This window comes from Mesorhizobium sp. M2A.F.Ca.ET.046.03.2.1 (assembly GCF_003952425.1).
Lineage (GTDB): Bacteria > Pseudomonadota > Alphaproteobacteria > Rhizobiales > Rhizobiaceae > Mesorhizobium.
The window spans coordinates 2786156-2801424 of sequence record NZ_CP034449.1 but is presented as its reverse complement, the minus strand read 5'-3'; the positions used below and the strand labels follow the sequence as shown (position 1 = coordinate 2801424).

The following is a 15269-nucleotide window of genomic DNA, read 5'->3' as shown; positions in this document are numbered from 1 at the left end:
CGAATTTTCAGCGATCCAGATTGGATCGTGGCGCGAAGGAGCTGCCTCGCAGATGTGAAGAATGGCGATCCGGCGTCGGGCGCGGCCTCACAGCTTCCTCAGCGCCACTTCCTCGATCAAATGGTTGGCGCCTTTGCGCAGGATGAGATCGGCCCGCGCCCTGGTCGGCAGGATGTTCTCGCGCAGGTTCTTCAGGTTGATATTGGCCCAAAGCCCCTCAGCAATGGCCCGCGCGGCATCCTCGGAAAGCTGCGAATAGCGGTGGAAGAAGGAGTCCGGATTGCGGAAGGCGGTCTCGCGCAGCCGCATGAAGCGCTGGATGTACCATTGGTGGATCAGCTTCTCGTCGGCATCGATATAGATGGCGAAATCGAAGAAGTCTGACAAGAACGGCACGATCTTGCCGTCCTTCGGCAGCTTGCCCGGCTGCAGCACGTTGATGCCTTCGAAGATCAGGATGTCGGGACGGTCGATGGTGACGAACTCGCCGGGGATGACGTCATAGGTCAGGTGCGAGTAGACCGGCGCGCGGACGCTGCCTTGCGCCGATTTGATGCCGGACAGGAATCTCAGCAGCGCGCCGACATCGTAGCTCTCGGGAAATCCCTTGCGCTCCATGAGGTTCTCGCGGCGCAGGATCTCATTGGGCAGCAGGAAGCCGTCGGTGGTGATGAGATCGACCTTGGGGCTCGACGGCCAGCGCGCCAGAAGCTCCTTCAGCACACGCGCCGTGGTCGACTTGCCGACCGCGACCGAACCGGCGATGCCGATGATGAAAGGCGTCTTGACGATGTCCTGCGCCTTGAAGAAGGCCTGGCGCTGCCTGAACAGCAGCTGGCTCGCCTCGACATGCGCCGAGAGCAGGCGGGAAAGCGACAGGTAGATGCGCTTGACCTCTTCGAGGTTGACCGGGTCATTGAGCGAGCGCAGCCGGTCGATCTCGTCCTCGGTCAGCGTCAGCGGCGTGTCGGCGCGGAACTGCGACCATTGCTCGGCGGAGAAGAAGCGATAAGGGGAATACTTCTCGGTCGGAGTCAGCTGGTCCATCGGGTTTCCTGCCCTCCTCGCCGTGTGCCCCGGGCGTCAAACCCGGGGGCGGGACGCCTTTTCGGCAACCCCCGAGCGGCCGGTGCGGCCCTCGAGCTCCTTGAGCACGTCGTCCAACGGAACGCCCGCGATGCCGAGCACGACCAGCCAATGATACAGAAGATCCGCGCTTTCCGAAACGAGGGCCTGCTTGTCGCCGCGGACGGCGGCGATCACGGCTTCCACAGCCTCCTCGCCGAGCTTCTGCGCCGCCTTGTCCATGCCCTTGGCGAACAGTTTCGCCGTCCATGAGTCCGGGTCGCCGGAATGGGCGCGCTGATGGATGATCGTTTCCAGCTCGGCGAGCGAAAATTGAGCCATGTCGGTCATCTATCTGCTTGTTTAAGCATGATCTTTTCCGAAAACCGGTCCCCAACCTTGCGGGATCATGCTTTAAGCCCGATGGGCGGCCGAGTCCAGCCGCATCGGCAGGCCGGCCTTGGCCATGTATGCCTTGGCCTCGGCGATCGAGTAAGTGCCGAAATGGAAGATCGAGGCGGCAAGCACGGCGCCAGCATGGCCGTCGCGGATGCCTTCGACCAGGTGATCGAGCGTTCCGACGCCGCCCGAAGCGATGACCGGCGCGCGCACCGCGTCGGCGACGGCGCGGGTCAGCGCGATGTCGTAGCCGGCCTTCGTGCCGTCGCGGTCCATCGAGGTCAGCAGGATCTCGCCGGCGCCGCGATCGACCATGCGTGCGGCGAAGTCGACCGCGTCGATGCCCGTCTTCTCGCGACCGCCATGGGTGAAGATCTCCCAGCGGTCGGCCTCGCCGGCCGCCGACACCTTCTTGGCGTCGATGGCCACGACGATGCACTGGTTGCCGAACTTGTCGGCGGCCTCCGTGACGAAATCGGGGTTCTTCACCGCCGCCGTGTTGATCGACACCTTGTCGGCGCCGGCCAGAAGCAGCTTGCGGATATCGGCCACCTGGCGCACGCCGCCGCCGACGGTGAGCGGCATGAAGCATTGCTCGGCGGTCCGGGCGACCACGTCGAAGATCGTCTCGCGATTGTCCGACGAGGCGGTGATGTCGAGGAAGCACAGCTCATCGGCGCCCGCGGCATCATAAGCCTTGGCGGCTTCGACCGGATCGCCGGCGTCGATGAGGTCGACGAAATTGACGCCCTTGACCACGCGGCCGTTTTTGACGTCCAGGCAGGGGATGACGCGGGCTTTCAGCATCACTTGCTTTCCAGGGTGGACAGCAGGTCGACCACCAGCTCGCCGACCAGCGGCGGCACGTCGCCCTTGGGGTCGAAGGCCGGATCGTAGGCGGAAATGGTGAGCCCGGCGATGGCAAGCGGACCGGCAAGGCCGCACATCGCCATGCGCACTTGCTCCGGCACCGGGCCGCCGGGCGTGGTGTAGCGGTTGGCCTGCAGCTTCTCGGGGTCATGCACGTCGAGATCGACATGCATGTGGACCGGGCGTGCGCCGTCGGCTTTCAGTCTCTGCGCAGCGCTCTTCCAGTCGGGGCATTCGGTCCGGACGATCGGCAGCTTTTCCAGCAGTTCTCTTTCGGCGGCGTCGAGGTCGCGCGCGTTGACTAGGACGCTGCGCGACGGATCGACTGGCTTGAAGCCGGGGATCTGGTTCGCCATCCGCCGCCAGCAGAGGCCGAGCACGGTGGCCAGCGCCATGCCGTCGAGGAAGCCCGTTGTGGTGGTCTCCGGCGTGTTGAGGTCCCCATGCTGGTCGGCCCAGATGATGGCGTCGGCGCCGGCGCCTGCCACGGCGCCGGCGGCGGTCAGGCAGTTGCCGGCCAGCACGATCGGAAACCGCTTCTTGTCCAGCGCCATGCGAACTTCGCCTGAAACGGCGTTGCAGACGGCAAAGCCGGTGCCGATCTCGCGCTCTTCTTCGTCCTCGACCACCTTGCCGATGTCGTTCACCTCGACGTCGTGGCCGGCGAGCTTCAGCGCCTCGGCCAGCCCGCCCGAGATGAGCGCGTCCGGGCCCTGGCCGCAGCCACCGTGGAAGTGGCCGCTGTCATAGGATGCCAGGATGATCGAGATGTTCACTATTCTGCCTCCGCCCGTTCGCCGCGCAGGATCGCCAGTGCCTCGGCCGGGTCGATACGTCCGTCATATAGGGCGCGGCCCGAGATCGCGCCTTCGAGTTTTTGCGCGTCGGGCATGGTCATGCGCACGATGTCGGCAATCGAGGCGAGGCCGCCGGATGCGATCACGGGAATGGAAACCGCTTCCGCGAGGTCGATGGTCGAATCCCAGTTGATGCCGGTCAGCACGCCGTCGCGGTCGATGTCGGTGTAGATGATAGCGGCAACGCCGGCGCCCTCGAATTTCCTGGCCAGCTCGATGACGCCGAGCTCGGAGGCTTCGGCCCAGCCCTCGACGGCCACCTTGCCGCCCTTGGCGTCGATGCCGACTGCGATTTTTCCCGGAAAAGCCTTGCACGCTTCCTTGACGAGTTCGGGTTCGCGCACGGCCACGGTGCCGAGGATGACGCGCGTCAGGCCGCGGTCCAGCCAGTCTTCGATCTGCGGCAAGGTGCGGATTCCGCCGCCGAGCTGCACCGGGTTCTTCGTCGCCCTGAGGATAGCCCCGACCGCGGCGCTGTTGACGCTCTGGCCCTTGAAGGCGCCGTTGAGGTCGACGACATGCAGCCACTCGAAGCCCTGGTCCTCGAAGGCCCGTGCCTGCGCGGCGGGGTCGTCATTATAGATCGTGGCGGTGGCCATGTCGCCGTGTTTCAGGCGCACGCATTTGCCGTCCTTGAGGTCTATGGCTGGAAACAGGATCATGGGTCAGTCGCCCTCGACGATGACGAAATGACCGGTCGAAGCGGCGAGCCGGAATTTCGAGGCGTGCTGATATTCAGGCGAATGATAGCATTCGATTGCCTTGTCGTAGGACTCGAACTCCACCAGCACGTGACGGTTGCCGGTCGGTCCTTCCGGGCTCTCGTAGCGGCCCGCGCGGACCGCGAATTTCGCCCCGTATTTCGCGAAGGCGACGGCATTCGCTTCGATATACTGCTTGTAGACGTCGGGATCGCGGACATCGATCATCGCCATCCAATAGCCCTTCCTGCTCATTTTCAGGGCCTCCATTTCAGGAAATTGGTGATCAGCGCCAGGCCGAGCGCCTGGCTCTTCTCGGGATGGAACTGCGTGCCGGCGAGGTTGTCGCGGGCGACCGCCGCCGTCACCGGGCCGCCATAGTCGGCAACCGCCAGCACCTCGTCCGGGTTCTTCGCGTCCAGATGATAGGAATGGACGAAATAGGCGTGCAGTCCCCTCGGGCCGGTCTCGATGCCGGAAAACAGCGGATGGGGGCGGATAAGGTCGATCGTGTTCCAGCCGATCTGCGGGATTTTCAGCGTTGGATCGGAGGGCTGAATCTCCTTGACGTCGCCGGCGATCCAGCCAAGGCCCTTGGTGATGGTCTTTTCCAACCCGCGTTGCGACATCAACTGCATGCCGACGCAGATGCCGAGGAACGGCCGCCCCTTGGCGATTGCCGCTTCCTCCACCGCCTCCCACATGCCTGGCACCGCGTGCAGGCCGGCGGCGCAGTCGGCATAGGCGCCGACGCCCGGCAGCACGATGCGGTCGGCGGAACGCACCCGCTCGGCATCGGCCGTCAGCTCGATCGTCGCTGCAATGCCTCCCTCGCGCGCGGCGCGCTCGAAAGCCTTGGTGGCCGAGCGCAGATTGCCCGAGCCGTAGTCGATGATGGCTACCCGCATGTCAGGGCCTTCCAGGCGTATGGGTCAGGCCCAGCGCCATGCCGGTTTGCGGCGGTCGCGCCAGCGACGCGTCCGGTATGATGCGCGGCATTGGCGTTGGCTCTGGCTCATGGTCATCGACCTCCGCCGCAAAGCGTATCTCGGCATCGGCGAGATCGCCGGCCTCGACCACGCCCCATTCGCGCCAGCCGCGCCGCCGCAGAGTCGCGATGCGCAGGGCCTGGCCTTCGAAGCCGACATAGAGCGAGACCAGCAGTGACAGCATTGATCCGGCCCATTCGAGCCCGAGCCTCTCACCGAGCGCCGACAACACCGCCATGACGACGAAGGCCAACACCGCCTCGATCCACAGCCGGTTCCAGGCGAGCCAGAGCGGCGAGAACAGGAAACCGAGCCAGGTGAAGCTGTCGCGCACAAAATGGACGTCCTCGGCTTTTTTGCCGGCCGGCGGCTCCATCACGACATAGATCGCCATAGCCTATCCTTTCAGCGATCCCTTGGTGGAAGGCACGGCATCCGGCTGGCGCGGATCTGGCTCGAGTGCTGCCCGCAGCACGCGCGCCACCGCCTTGAAGCAGGTCTCGGCAATATGATGGTTGTTGGCGCCGTAATGGTTGGTCACATGCAGCGTGATGCCGGCATTCTGCGCCAGAGCCTGGAAGAACTCGCGCACCAGTTCGGTATCGAACGTGCCGATCCTCGGCGAGGAGAAGCCGACGTTCCAGACCAGAAACGGCCGGCCGGACACGTCGATCGCCGCGCGGGTCAGCGTCTCGTCCATGGCAAGGTCGATCGAGGCGTAGCGCATGATGCCGCGCCGCTCGCCCAACGCCTTGCTCAGCGCCTGGCCGATCGCGATCCCCGTATCCTCGACCGTGTGGTGGTCGTCGATATGCAGGTCGCCCTTGGCCTTGATGGTCATGTCGATCAGCGAGTGGCGCGACAGCTGGTCGAGCATATGGTCGAAGAAGCCGACGCCGGTCGAAATGTCGGCCTTGCCCTTGCCGTCGACATGGACCGAGACCGAAATCTCGGTTTCCCTGGTCTTGCGGCTGACTTCGGCCGAACGCGTCATCGTCGTGTCCTTATTGCCCTGATCGGGGCCCCGGGCTTGAAAACGAAAGCCTTCTATCAGCATGATCCGGCGATTGCCAGTTGCCATTCCGGCCACTATCGGCCTTCGCCGCGGGGCGGTTTGCAATCATTGGCCTTATGCATACATATGGCCCATCCAACTCACTCGTACCGCGCCAATCGCCTTCAAGGGATAGCGCGAATCGGAGCTCAAAATGTCGAATGAACTCACCATGCACGCCACGACCATCATCAGCGTGCGCAAGGGCAACAAGGTCGTGATCGCCGGCGACGGCCAGGTCAGCCTTGGCCAGACCATCATGAAGGGCAACGCCCGCAAGGTGCGCCGCATCGGCAAGGGAGGCAGCGTCATTGCCGGCTTCGCCGGCGCCACTGCCGACGCCTTCACCCTCTTGGAGCGGCTCGAAGCCAAGCTCGAGCAATATCCCGATCAGCTGACGCGCGCCTGCGTCGAGCTCGCCAAGGACTGGCGCACCGACCGTTACCTGCGCCGCCTGGAAGCCATGATGCTGGTCGCCGACAAGTCGGTCTCGCTGGCGCTGACCGGCAATGGCGACGTGCTGGAACCCGAGCATGGCGTGATGGCCATAGGCTCCGGCGGCAATTACGCCCTGGCCGCGGCCCGCGCGCTGATCGACACCGACAAGGACGCCGAGGAGATCGCCCGCAAGGCCATGCAGATCGCGTCCGACATCTGCGTCTACACCAACAACAATTTTGTTGTCGAAACGCTCGATGCCGCTTGAGCTTGCCGACCATGATCCCAAAAAGTGGGAGCCGGTTTTTGGATAAGGTCATGGTCACTCAGCAGCATAGCTACGATTTTCGGCCGGTCACCGAGAAGGATCTGGCGTTGATCGCCAGGTGGCTGCGCGAGCCGCATGTCGCTGAGTGTTGGGACGATCCGGACAAGGAAATCGCCGAGATCCGCGAGCATATGGATTCGGTCTCGGTGGAGCCGCTGATCGTCGAGCTCGACGGCAGGCCGATCGCCTATCTGCAGAGCTATGATCCGCATCTGGAGGACGACCATCCTTACGCCGACCAGCCCTTCGGCACGCTGGGCGTCGATCTTACGATCGGCCCGCCGGAGCTGGTCGGTGTCGGCCATGGCTCGGCAATCCTGAGCCAGTTCGTCGAGGAACTGTTCGGGGAAGGCGCGCCGCGCGTCATCATCGACCCGCATCCCGACAACGGCCGCGCCATCCGCGCCTATGAGAAGGCCGGCTTCAGGCCGATCGGCCACAGGCATTCGCAATATGGGGACGTCGTGCTGATGGCCGTCGATGCGGACGAAGACGACGATGAAGATCTGGGGGACTGACGAATGACCGCGCCTGAGGACAAGACTCTTTCCGCCTATGAGGACAGCTGGCGCATGGGCCTGCTGCTGGTGCTCGCCTTGATCGTGTTCCAGGCGGGCACCCTATACGGCATGGGGCATCCGCCGATCTGCACCTGCGGCTACGTCAAGCTCTGGCACGGCGTGGTCAACAGCTCGGAGAATTCCCAGCACATCGCCGACTGGTACACCTTCTCGCACATCATCCACGGCTTCCTGTTCTATGCGCTGGCCTGGGCGCTGTTCCCGCGCTCGCCGGTCGGGTTGAGGCTCGCCTTCGCCGTCCTCATCGAAGGCGGCTGGGAGATCCTGGAGAACAGCCCCTTCATCATCGAGCGCTACCGCGCCGGCACCATCTCGCTGAATTATTACGGCGATTCGATCATCAACTCGGTGTCCGACACGCTGTTCATGGTGCTGGGATTTGTGATGGCGCGAAAGCTACCTATATGGGTGATCGTGGCCCTGGCGCTCATCTTCGAGCTCGGCACGGGCTACATCATCCGGGACAATCTGACGCTCAACGTGATCATGCTGCTGCATCCGTTCGAGTCCATCAGGCAGTGGCAAAGTGGAATTTGAGTAATATGAGCACCTTTTCTCCCCGCGAAATCGTTTCGGAACTCGACCGCTTCATCATCGGCCAGAAGGACGCCAAGCGCGCCGTGGCCATCGCCTTGCGCAACCGCTGGCGCCGCCAGCAGCTGGAAGGCCAGATGCGCGAAGAGGTGATGCCGAAGAACATCCTGATGATCGGCCCGACCGGCGTCGGCAAGACCGAGATCTCGCGCCGCCTGGCGCGGCTCGCCGGCGCGCCCTTCGTCAAGGTCGAGGCGACCAAGTTCACCGAGGTCGGCTATGTCGGCCGCGATGTCGAGCAGATCGTGCGCGACCTCGTCGAGGTCGCCATCGGCCTGACCCGCGAAAAGATGCGCGAGGATGTCGCCGCGCGCGCCCAGATCAACGCCGAGGAGCGCGTGCTGGAAGCCCTGGTCGGCAAGACGGCGAGCCCGGCCACGCGCGATTCTTTCCGCAAGAAGCTGCGCGACGGCGAGCTCGACGACAAGGAGATCGAGATCGAGGTGGCCGACACCGGCAATGGCGGCATGCCAGGCTTCGAGATCCCCGGCATGCCGGGCGCCAATGTCGGCGTGCTCAACATCAACGACATGCTGTCGAAGGCGATGGGCGGCCGCAGGACCAAGACCCGCAAGACGACGGTGCGCGATTCCTACGCGCTGCTCGTCAACGACGAGTCCGACAAGCTGCTCGACCAGGACGAGGTCGTGCGTCGCGCGCTGGACTCGGCCGAGAACGACGGCATCGTCTTCCTCGACGAGATCGACAAGATCGCGGCCAGGAGCGACATTTCGGGCGGCCCGTCGCGCGAGGGCGTGCAGCGCGACCTGCTGCCGCTGGTCGAAGGCACCACGGTCGCGACCAAATACGGGCCGATCAAGACCGACCATATCCTGTTCATCGCTTCCGGCGCCTTCCACGTCTCGAAGCCGTCAGACTTGCTGCCGGAATTGCAGGGCCGCCTGCCGATCCGCGTCGAGCTGCGCGCGCTGGAGAAGGCGGATTTCGTCCGCATCCTCACCGAGACCGAGGCCAGCCTCATCAAGCAGTATATCGCGCTGATGAAGACCGAGGGCGTCGAGCTGAGCTTCACCGACGACGCCATCGATTCGCTGGCCGGCATCGCCGTCGACCTCAACGCCAGCGTCGAGAACATCGGCGCACGGCGCCTGCAGACGGTCATGGAGCGCGTGCTGGACGAGATCTCCTACGACGCGCCGGACCGCAACGGCACCCAAGTCGTCATCGACGCCGCCTATGTCGAGAAGCATGTCGGCGACCTGTCGCGCAACACCGACCTGTCGCGCTTCATCCTGTAGCTCCGCCGCCGGCGGCAGCTATCCTTCCTTCTCGCTCGTTGGCGCATGGGACGGATGTCTGCCGCGCCCAGCGCGGGTCTTGATTGGATGCTGGCCCAATGCTATCATTGCTCTCAATGAGAGCATGGAAGGCGTATGGCCGGAAATCTGCACGTCCGCAATCTGGATGACGACTTGATCGCCAAGCTGAAGATGCGTGCCGCCCGGCATGGGCGCTCGGCTGAGGCCGAGCACCGTGAAATCCTCAGGCAGGCGCTGGAAAATGAGAGCGAGCCCTCGTTCGATGAACTGGCCGCCCGGCTGCGGCGGCTCACCGCGCAGCGAAAGCAGACACCCTCCGAAGTGCTGCTGCGCGAAGGACGTGACGAACGGTGACGGAAACGCTCGTCGTAGACGCCAGCATCGCTGTCAAATGGGTGGTCGAGGAGGAGGGTACGTCTCTGGCACTTGGCTTGCGGCATGGTCGACGCTTCGCGGCGCCGGAACTGCTGATCGTTGAGTGCGCCAACATTCTCTGGAAGAAGGTCCTGCGCGGTGAAGTCAGTCGCGAAGAGGCGAAGATGGCCGCAAGCTTGCTGGAGCGTAGCGATATCGAATTGTTCGGCATGCGGGGATTGCTCGCCAAAGCGACCGAACTGGCGACGGATATCGGTCATCCGGCCTATGACTGCATGTATGTCTGCCTTGCGATGAGCCGAAACTGTCGCTTTGTGACCGCGGATGAACGCCTTGTACGAGTGCTGCACCAGAAGGCTCCCCGTGAAATCGCCAATCTCTGCATGACCCTGGAGCAGCTCTCAGCTGGCTCGGATTAATGCCGTTGACCGATATCCGCCGGCTCGGCAATTTAACGGCGGCTGATCTCTTGGTGACGGTCCTTTATCTAAAACCTGCAGTGTGGCCAGACGGTACCATCTGGCCGCCTTTCGATCCGGTTTGACCGCGCCTTCTCTCGACTCTGTCGTGCGCTTTTCCTAGTTTGCCGCGAATTCAAAGGCGGCGGCATGAAGAAATATATCCTGCTTTTTCTGGGCATCGCTTTGGCGGCGGCGGTGACGATCGCCGATGCCGCGACCATGGTGCCTCCGGGCAATCGCAACGCCGTGCAGCCGGACATTCCGGGCGCGTCCAGCCGGCGCACCCAGGCAACCAACACCACCTTCCAGGCCAAGTACCGTAAAGTCTACGCGTTGCTGCAGAACGATGCCGAGCTGCGCGGCAAGATCAGGAAGGTGGCGGCTGCCTACGGTATCGATCCGATGCATATCGTCGGCGCCATCGTCGGCGAGCACACCTACAATGTCGACGCCTATGACCGCCTGCAGACCTACTACGTCAAGGCGATGTCCTATCTGTCGAGCAAGCTGACCTTCGCCTATGAGGGCGAGGATGTCGGCGATTTCGTTCAGCGGCCGGAATTCAAGAAATGCGCCGGCATGGACGACAGCTACGATCTGTGGGAATGCCGCGAGCAGGTGTGGAACCATGCCTTTCGCGGCAAGACCGTCGGCGGCACAAGCTTCCCCAACGACCGCTTCGGCGCAACCTTCTTCCAGCCCTATTATGCCGGCCAGACCTTCGGTCTCGGCCAGTTGAACCCGCTGACCGCGCTGCAGATGAGCGATCTCGTGCACAAGGTCTCCGGCCTGCCGAAGCTTGATGTCGAGGATCCCAATGCGGTCTACAAGACCATCATGGACCCGGACCTGACGCTGCCTTACGTTGCAGCGACCATCAGGAAGTCGATCGACGCCTATCGCAGCATCGCCGGCTTCGACATCTCCCACAATCCGGGGCTTACCGCCACGCTCTACAATGTCGGCAACCCCGAGCAGCGCGCCTATGCGCTGAAGGCCGAGAACGACAGACGCCGCGCCGCCGGCGAACCGGAAAAGCTGCCCGAGGAGAACTATTACGGCTGGCTGGTCAACGACAAGCTGGACGAGCTGAAGGCGCTTTTCTAACCAGACCTCAAGCTGCCAGCAGCGACTTCAGCTTGACCGCCTGCGAGCCGAGCGCTTCCGGCGCCGGCTTCCCCCGCTTGGCGATCAGCATCTCCGCCAGGCGGATATCGCGCGCCACCGCATTGCCGGGGCCGATGCCGCTGGCGGCGACCAGCCTGCCGTCCTCCGCCAGATGGAACAGAATGAAGGCGCCGTCGTCGAGGTCGCGCCGCACGATGCTCTTGCCCTCGTCGGGAAGCCCGGCGATCTGCAAGGTCAGGCCGTACTGATCCGACCAGAACCAAGGCACGGCGCCATGCGCCTCGTTGGCGCCCATCATGTTCCTGGCGGCCAATGCGCCTTGTTCCTGGGCGTTGCGCCAGGCCTCCAGCCGCACGCGACGGCCGCCATAGATCGCCAGCGGAAACGAGCAGCAATCGCCGGCGGCGAAGATATCCGGGTCGGCGGTGCGCAAATGCTCGTCGACGGCGATGCCATTGTCGATCGCGAGCCCCGCTTCGGCGGCAAGCGCCGTCACCGGCACGGCGCCGATGCCGATCACCGCGAGATCGGCAACGATCCTTTGTCCGTCGGCCAGCGTGATGGCGACGTCCTTGCCGTCATCGGCAATCGCGGCGATCCCCTGGCCGGTGCGGATCGGGACGCCCTCGGCCTCATGCGCCTTGTGAATGATCTCCGCGATCTCGGCCGTCACGCCGCGCCTCAGGATGCGCGGCTGCGCCTCGATGACGGTGACCGTGGCGCCGAGCTTGCGCGCCGAGGCGGCAAGCTCCAGCCCGATGAACCCACCGCCGATGACGGCGATGCGCCTTTCCGCACCGAGATGGGCACGGATGGCGAACGCGTCGCTGAAGGTCCTCAGATAGACGCAGCGCGACCCAAGGCCTGGCATCGGCAACTGCCGCGGCACGGAGCCGGTGGCCAGCAGCAGCTTGTCGTAGGCAAGCGAAGAGCCGTCCGACAGCTGCACGATATGGGCCGCGCGGTCGATCGCGACGGCCCGGACGGAATGGATGTGCCGGATCGCGCGTTCGGCGAAGAGCTCCTCTGTGGCGATCGCCTTGATGCCCGGAGCCTCACCGGTCATCGCGTCCTTCGACAGCGGCGGTCGCTCATAGGGCAGATGCGGCTCGTCGCCGACCAGTGTCACCGGCCCGTCATAACCGAGATCGCGGAGCGCAAGCGCGGCGCGCCCGCCGCACTCGCCCGCACCAATGATCACCATCCCCGGCATCGCCGTCATCCGACCTGGATCAGGACCTTTCCGGCATCGACCTTGACCGGATAAGTCCTGAGATTCACGCAAACCGGCGCGCCGCGCGCGTCGCCGGTCTTGTAGTTGAAGCGACCATTGTGCTTGGGGCATTCGATGATGTCGTCCATCACGAGCCCGTCCGCCAGATGCACCTTTTCATGCGTGCACAGGCCGTCGGTGGCGAAGTACTCGTCGTCTGGGCTGCGGTAGATGGCGAAGGTGCGTCCGGCATGGTCGAACCGCATCACGTCCTCTTCGTCGATATCCCCGGCCGCGCAGGCCTCGACCCAGTCGCTCATCTCGTCCTCGTGAAATTCCTGGTCAGCCTTCGGCAGCTCACTCGGCCGCTGCCGCCACCGGGCTGTCGTTGTGCAATTCTTCCCGGTAGGGCTTTGCCGTCGGCGGCAGCACGCGCTTGAGGAAGTAATCCTCGTTGCGCAGCTGGCGCAGGAAGGCAGGGATCATCTCGCGGTAGCCGGCCAGGATCGACGGCGTCGGTGGCGGCAGGTCGTGCTTGATCATCTCGTGCAGCTTGGGCAGCGCGTGATAGGGCACCATCGGGAACATGTGGTGCTCCACATGGTAGTTCATGTTCCAGTAGATGAAGCGGCTGATCGGGTTCATCAGCACCGTCCGGCTGTTCAGGCGGTGATCGATGACATTTTCGGCGAGTCCGCCATGCTGCAGCAGGCCGGTCATCACGTGATGCCAGGCGCCGTAGAGGCGGGGCAGGCCGACGAGCATCAGCGGCAGCCATGAATGCAGGTAGAGCGCCAGCGCGATGGTCGCGATGTAGATGGCGAGCCAGATACGCGCCACACGGATCGCCTTCGGCTGCTCCTGTTCGGGAATGAAGGTCTTTTCCGCGGGGCTGATGATGCCGGCGGCATTGCGCAGCATGTCGGTCATCGCATGCCAGGCGTCGACGATGCCGAAGAAGTTCAGCACCACGCGCAACAGGTCCGGCGGGCGCATGACGGCGATCTCGGGATCGCGTCCGACAATGATGGTGTCGGTGTGGTGGCGCGTATGACTCCAGCGCCAGGTCACCGGATTGCGCATGATCATGAAGCAGGCGAGCTGGTAGACGGCGTCGTTCATCCACTGCGTGCGGAAGGCCGTGCCGTGGCCGCATTCGTGCCAACGGGAATCGGTCGAGGAGCCGTAAAGCGTGCCGTAGACGAAGAAGAACGGCACGCACCACCAGCTGCCCCAGAACCAGATACCGCCCGCGGCGCTGATGACGAAAGCGGCGAGCCAGATGATGGTGTCGCGGATCGCCGGCTCGTCGGAGCGCTGCATCAGCTCCTTCATCTGCTTGCGCGGGATATCGGTGTGGTACCACTCGGCCGCGGCGAGCCCGTTCTCGACCGCGAGCCTGGCGTCCCGGCCGGTCAGGCTGTAGTCACGCGGCGACGCCGCCGAAGACGTGATTGCCGTCATTGGGGTCCTCCGTCAGAGCCTTGGCGAAGCGCCCGACCATGCGGGGCTCGCGCGATCGCTGACTTTGGACTTCAGCATAGCCGCAAGATCTGATAATCTCAACATCACAAAGATAGTTTCTATCATTTTCTATCAGAATGAGATATGGGTGAGCCGGATAGCCGGAGTGGGACAAGCGAGGAAGCATTCATGGCAAAGCGCCCGACCATTACCGATCTCGCGCGCGTCTCCGGCGTCAGCGTCGCCACTGTCGACCGGGTGCTGAACAGCCGTCTGCCGGTGCGCGAGGAGACGGCGCGCCGGGTCTATGACGCCGCCACCGAGATCGGCTATCACGCCGCCGGGCTGATCAAGCAGCGCATGCGCCAGGAATTGCCGGAATATCGGCTCGGCTTCCTGCTGCTCAGGGGCAATGACGTCTTCTATGGCGATTTCGCCAAGGAGCTCGAGCTCGCTGTCGCACAGTCGCAGCGTTTTCGCGGCGTTGCAGCCATCGATTTCGCCGCTTCGCTGGCGCCCGATGAGATCGCCGCCCAGATGCGTGGGCTTGCGGCGAAATCCAGGGCCATCGCCGTCGTCGGTCCGGACCATCCGACTCTGACGGCGGTCGTGGAGACAATGAAGGCGAGGGGACAGCCGGTCTTCTCGCTGCTGTCGGATTTTGCCGCCGGCATCCGCGAGGGCTATGTCGGGCTCGACAACCGCAAGGTCGGGCGCAGCGCCGCCTGGATGATCGCCAAGGCCGCCAGGAAGCCGGGCAAGGTCGCGCTTTTCGTCGGCAGCCATCGCTTCCACGGCCACGAATTGCGCGAGATCGGCTTCCGCTCATTCTTTCGCGAGCACGCGCCCGACTTCACCGTGATGGAGACGCTGGTCAACCTCGAGGCCAACGACGTGACGCATGACGCCATGCTCGACCTCCTGGCCCGCCATCCCGATCTCGCCGGCTGCTATGTCGCCGGCGGCGGCATGGAGGGCGCGGTCTCGGCGCTGCGGACGGCGCGCCCGGCCGAGATGCCGGTCGTGATCTGCAACGAGATCAACGCCGTCTCGCGCGCGGCGCTTGCCGACAACATCCTCACCATGGTGATCTCGACGCCGCTCGCGGCGCTCTGCCGCGAACTCGTCGGGCTGATGGCCCATGCCATCGAAAGCGGCGCCGCCAATGCGCCGGGGCAGACCTTCCTGCCCTTCGACATCTATCTGCCCGAAAACATCTAGGCGCGCCGATCACGATATAGCCGATGTGAAAGAATCCATCAGCCTGATGGATTCTTTCATCGTGGTTCACCCGGGCAAGGGCGCAAATTTCGACGAATTTGGTCCTCGCCCCGCCCATAGTGATCGAAAACCGGCCGCCCCGGTCGGAATCGCCCTTGACGTTTCCGAAACGAAATGGAATAAATATTTCACCAAACAGGCCTTTTGGTTCTTTCGTTCCGGAGCGCCTGTTCGAACGGAGGAAGAGGCGT

The 15269-nt window shown here is 64.0% G+C and carries 20 protein-coding genes; 8 read left to right on the top strand and 12 right to left on the bottom strand.

The window, feature by feature from the left end; genetic code table 11:
- Window positions 1-87: 87 nt before the first annotated feature.
- From coaA to hisB, 9 genes are all read right to left on the bottom strand, one after another.
- Window positions 88-1047: a type I pantothenate kinase gene (coaA, locus tag EJ072_RS13300; protein WP_126080099.1), complete on the bottom strand. Its 960-nt coding sequence runs from the start codon at window positions 1045-1047 to the stop codon at window positions 88-90.
- Window positions 1048-1083: 36 nt separating this feature from the next.
- The gene (locus EJ072_RS13295; RefSeq protein WP_126080098.1) at window positions 1084-1407 is read right to left on the bottom strand and encodes a phosphoribosyl-ATP diphosphatase; all 324 of its coding nucleotides are present in this window, start codon (window positions 1405-1407) and stop codon (window positions 1084-1086) included.
- 72 nt (window positions 1408-1479) lie between these two features.
- Window positions 1480-2274 (bottom strand): imidazole glycerol phosphate synthase subunit HisF, encoded by a 795-nt coding sequence (hisF, locus tag EJ072_RS13290; RefSeq protein ID WP_189341946.1) that lies wholly within the window; start codon window positions 2272-2274, stop codon window positions 1480-1482.
- A complete protein-coding gene (locus tag EJ072_RS13285) occupies window positions 2271-3110 on the bottom strand; it encodes an arginase family protein (protein WP_126080096.1) in 840 nt (279 codons plus the stop codon). Before EJ072_RS13285 ends, hisF begins: the two co-directional genes overlap by 4 nt.
- A complete protein-coding gene (gene hisA / locus EJ072_RS13280; protein WP_126080095.1) occupies window positions 3110-3853 on the bottom strand; it encodes a 1-(5-phosphoribosyl)-5-[(5-phosphoribosylamino)methylideneamino]imidazole-4-carboxamide isomerase in 744 nt (247 codons plus the stop codon). The genes EJ072_RS13285 and hisA overlap by 1 nt, the downstream gene beginning before the upstream one ends.
- Window positions 3854-3856: 3 nt before the next feature.
- On the bottom strand, window positions 3857-4147 hold the full coding sequence (locus EJ072_RS13275; RefSeq protein WP_126080094.1) for a DUF1330 domain-containing protein: 291 nt from the start codon (window positions 4145-4147) through the stop codon (window positions 3857-3859).
- A 2-nt stretch (window positions 4148-4149) separates the two neighbouring features.
- Window positions 4150-4800: an imidazole glycerol phosphate synthase subunit HisH gene (hisH, locus tag EJ072_RS13270; RefSeq protein ID WP_126080093.1), complete on the bottom strand. Its 651-nt coding sequence runs from the start codon at window positions 4798-4800 to the stop codon at window positions 4150-4152.
- 1 nt (window position 4801) lies between these two features.
- Window positions 4802-5275: a DUF2628 domain-containing protein gene (locus tag EJ072_RS13265; RefSeq protein ID WP_126080092.1), complete on the bottom strand. Its 474-nt coding sequence runs from the start codon at window positions 5273-5275 to the stop codon at window positions 4802-4804.
- 3 nt (window positions 5276-5278) lie between these two features.
- A complete protein-coding gene (gene hisB, locus EJ072_RS13260) occupies window positions 5279-5875 on the bottom strand; it encodes an imidazoleglycerol-phosphate dehydratase HisB (protein WP_126080091.1) in 597 nt (198 codons plus the stop codon).
- 214 nt (window positions 5876-6089) lie between these two features.
- Here hisB and hslV point away from each other — a divergent pair, with 214 nt between their 5' ends.
- From hslV to EJ072_RS13225, 7 genes are all read left to right on the top strand, one after another.
- Complete coding sequence (gene hslV / locus EJ072_RS13255) at window positions 6090-6641, top strand: ATP-dependent protease subunit HslV (protein WP_040986886.1); 552 nt, start codon at window positions 6090-6092, stop codon at window positions 6639-6641.
- A 50-nt stretch (window positions 6642-6691) separates the two neighbouring features.
- Window positions 6692-7219: a GNAT family N-acetyltransferase gene (locus EJ072_RS13250; RefSeq protein ID WP_126080090.1), complete on the top strand. Its 528-nt coding sequence runs from the start codon at window positions 6692-6694 to the stop codon at window positions 7217-7219.
- A gap of 3 nt (window positions 7220-7222) precedes the next feature.
- Window positions 7223-7819 carry a DUF2585 domain-containing protein gene (locus EJ072_RS13245; RefSeq protein WP_126080089.1) on the top strand — a complete coding sequence of 199 codons (597 nt, stop codon included), beginning with the start codon at window positions 7223-7225 and terminating at the stop codon, window positions 7817-7819.
- Window positions 7820-7824: 5 nt separating this feature from the next.
- Entirely contained in the window at window positions 7825-9135 is a 1311-nt protein-coding gene (hslU, locus tag EJ072_RS13240; protein ID WP_126080088.1) for an ATP-dependent protease ATPase subunit HslU, read from the top strand.
- Between the two features lie 135 nt (window positions 9136-9270).
- Window positions 9271-9510: a hypothetical protein gene (locus EJ072_RS13235; protein WP_126080087.1), complete on the top strand. Its 240-nt coding sequence runs from the start codon at window positions 9271-9273 to the stop codon at window positions 9508-9510.
- Entirely contained in the window at window positions 9507-9950 is a 444-nt protein-coding gene (locus EJ072_RS13230) for a type II toxin-antitoxin system VapC family toxin (RefSeq protein ID WP_126080086.1), read from the top strand. The genes EJ072_RS13235 and EJ072_RS13230 overlap by 4 nt, the downstream gene beginning before the upstream one ends.
- Before the next feature lie 189 nt (window positions 9951-10139).
- Window positions 10140-11099, top strand: coding sequence for a DUF1402 family protein (locus EJ072_RS13225; RefSeq protein ID WP_126080085.1), 960 nt, complete (start codon window positions 10140-10142; stop codon window positions 11097-11099).
- Between the two features lie 7 nt (window positions 11100-11106).
- Here the strand turns inward: EJ072_RS13225 and EJ072_RS13220 are convergent, their stop codons facing one another.
- The 3 genes from EJ072_RS13220 to EJ072_RS13210 are packed head-to-tail and all read right to left on the bottom strand — an operon-like array spanning window position 11107 to window position 13797.
- The gene (locus EJ072_RS13220; protein ID WP_126080084.1) at window positions 11107-12342 is read right to left on the bottom strand and encodes an FAD-dependent oxidoreductase; all 1236 of its coding nucleotides are present in this window, start codon (window positions 12340-12342) and stop codon (window positions 11107-11109) included.
- The gene (locus tag EJ072_RS13215; protein WP_126063309.1) at window positions 12339-12653 is read right to left on the bottom strand and encodes a MocE family 2Fe-2S type ferredoxin; all 315 of its coding nucleotides are present in this window, start codon (window positions 12651-12653) and stop codon (window positions 12339-12341) included. The genes EJ072_RS13220 and EJ072_RS13215 overlap by 4 nt, the downstream gene beginning before the upstream one ends.
- Window positions 12654-12690: 37 nt before the next feature.
- Window positions 12691-13797: a fatty acid desaturase family protein gene (locus tag EJ072_RS13210; RefSeq protein ID WP_126080083.1), complete on the bottom strand. Its 1107-nt coding sequence runs from the start codon at window positions 13795-13797 to the stop codon at window positions 12691-12693.
- A 189-nt stretch (window positions 13798-13986) separates the two neighbouring features.
- Between EJ072_RS13210 and EJ072_RS13205 the strand changes: the two genes are divergently transcribed.
- The gene (locus tag EJ072_RS13205; protein ID WP_126080082.1) at window positions 13987-15018 is read left to right on the top strand and encodes a LacI family DNA-binding transcriptional regulator; all 1032 of its coding nucleotides are present in this window, start codon (window positions 13987-13989) and stop codon (window positions 15016-15018) included.
- The last annotated feature ends 251 nt before the right edge of the window (window positions 15019-15269 follow it).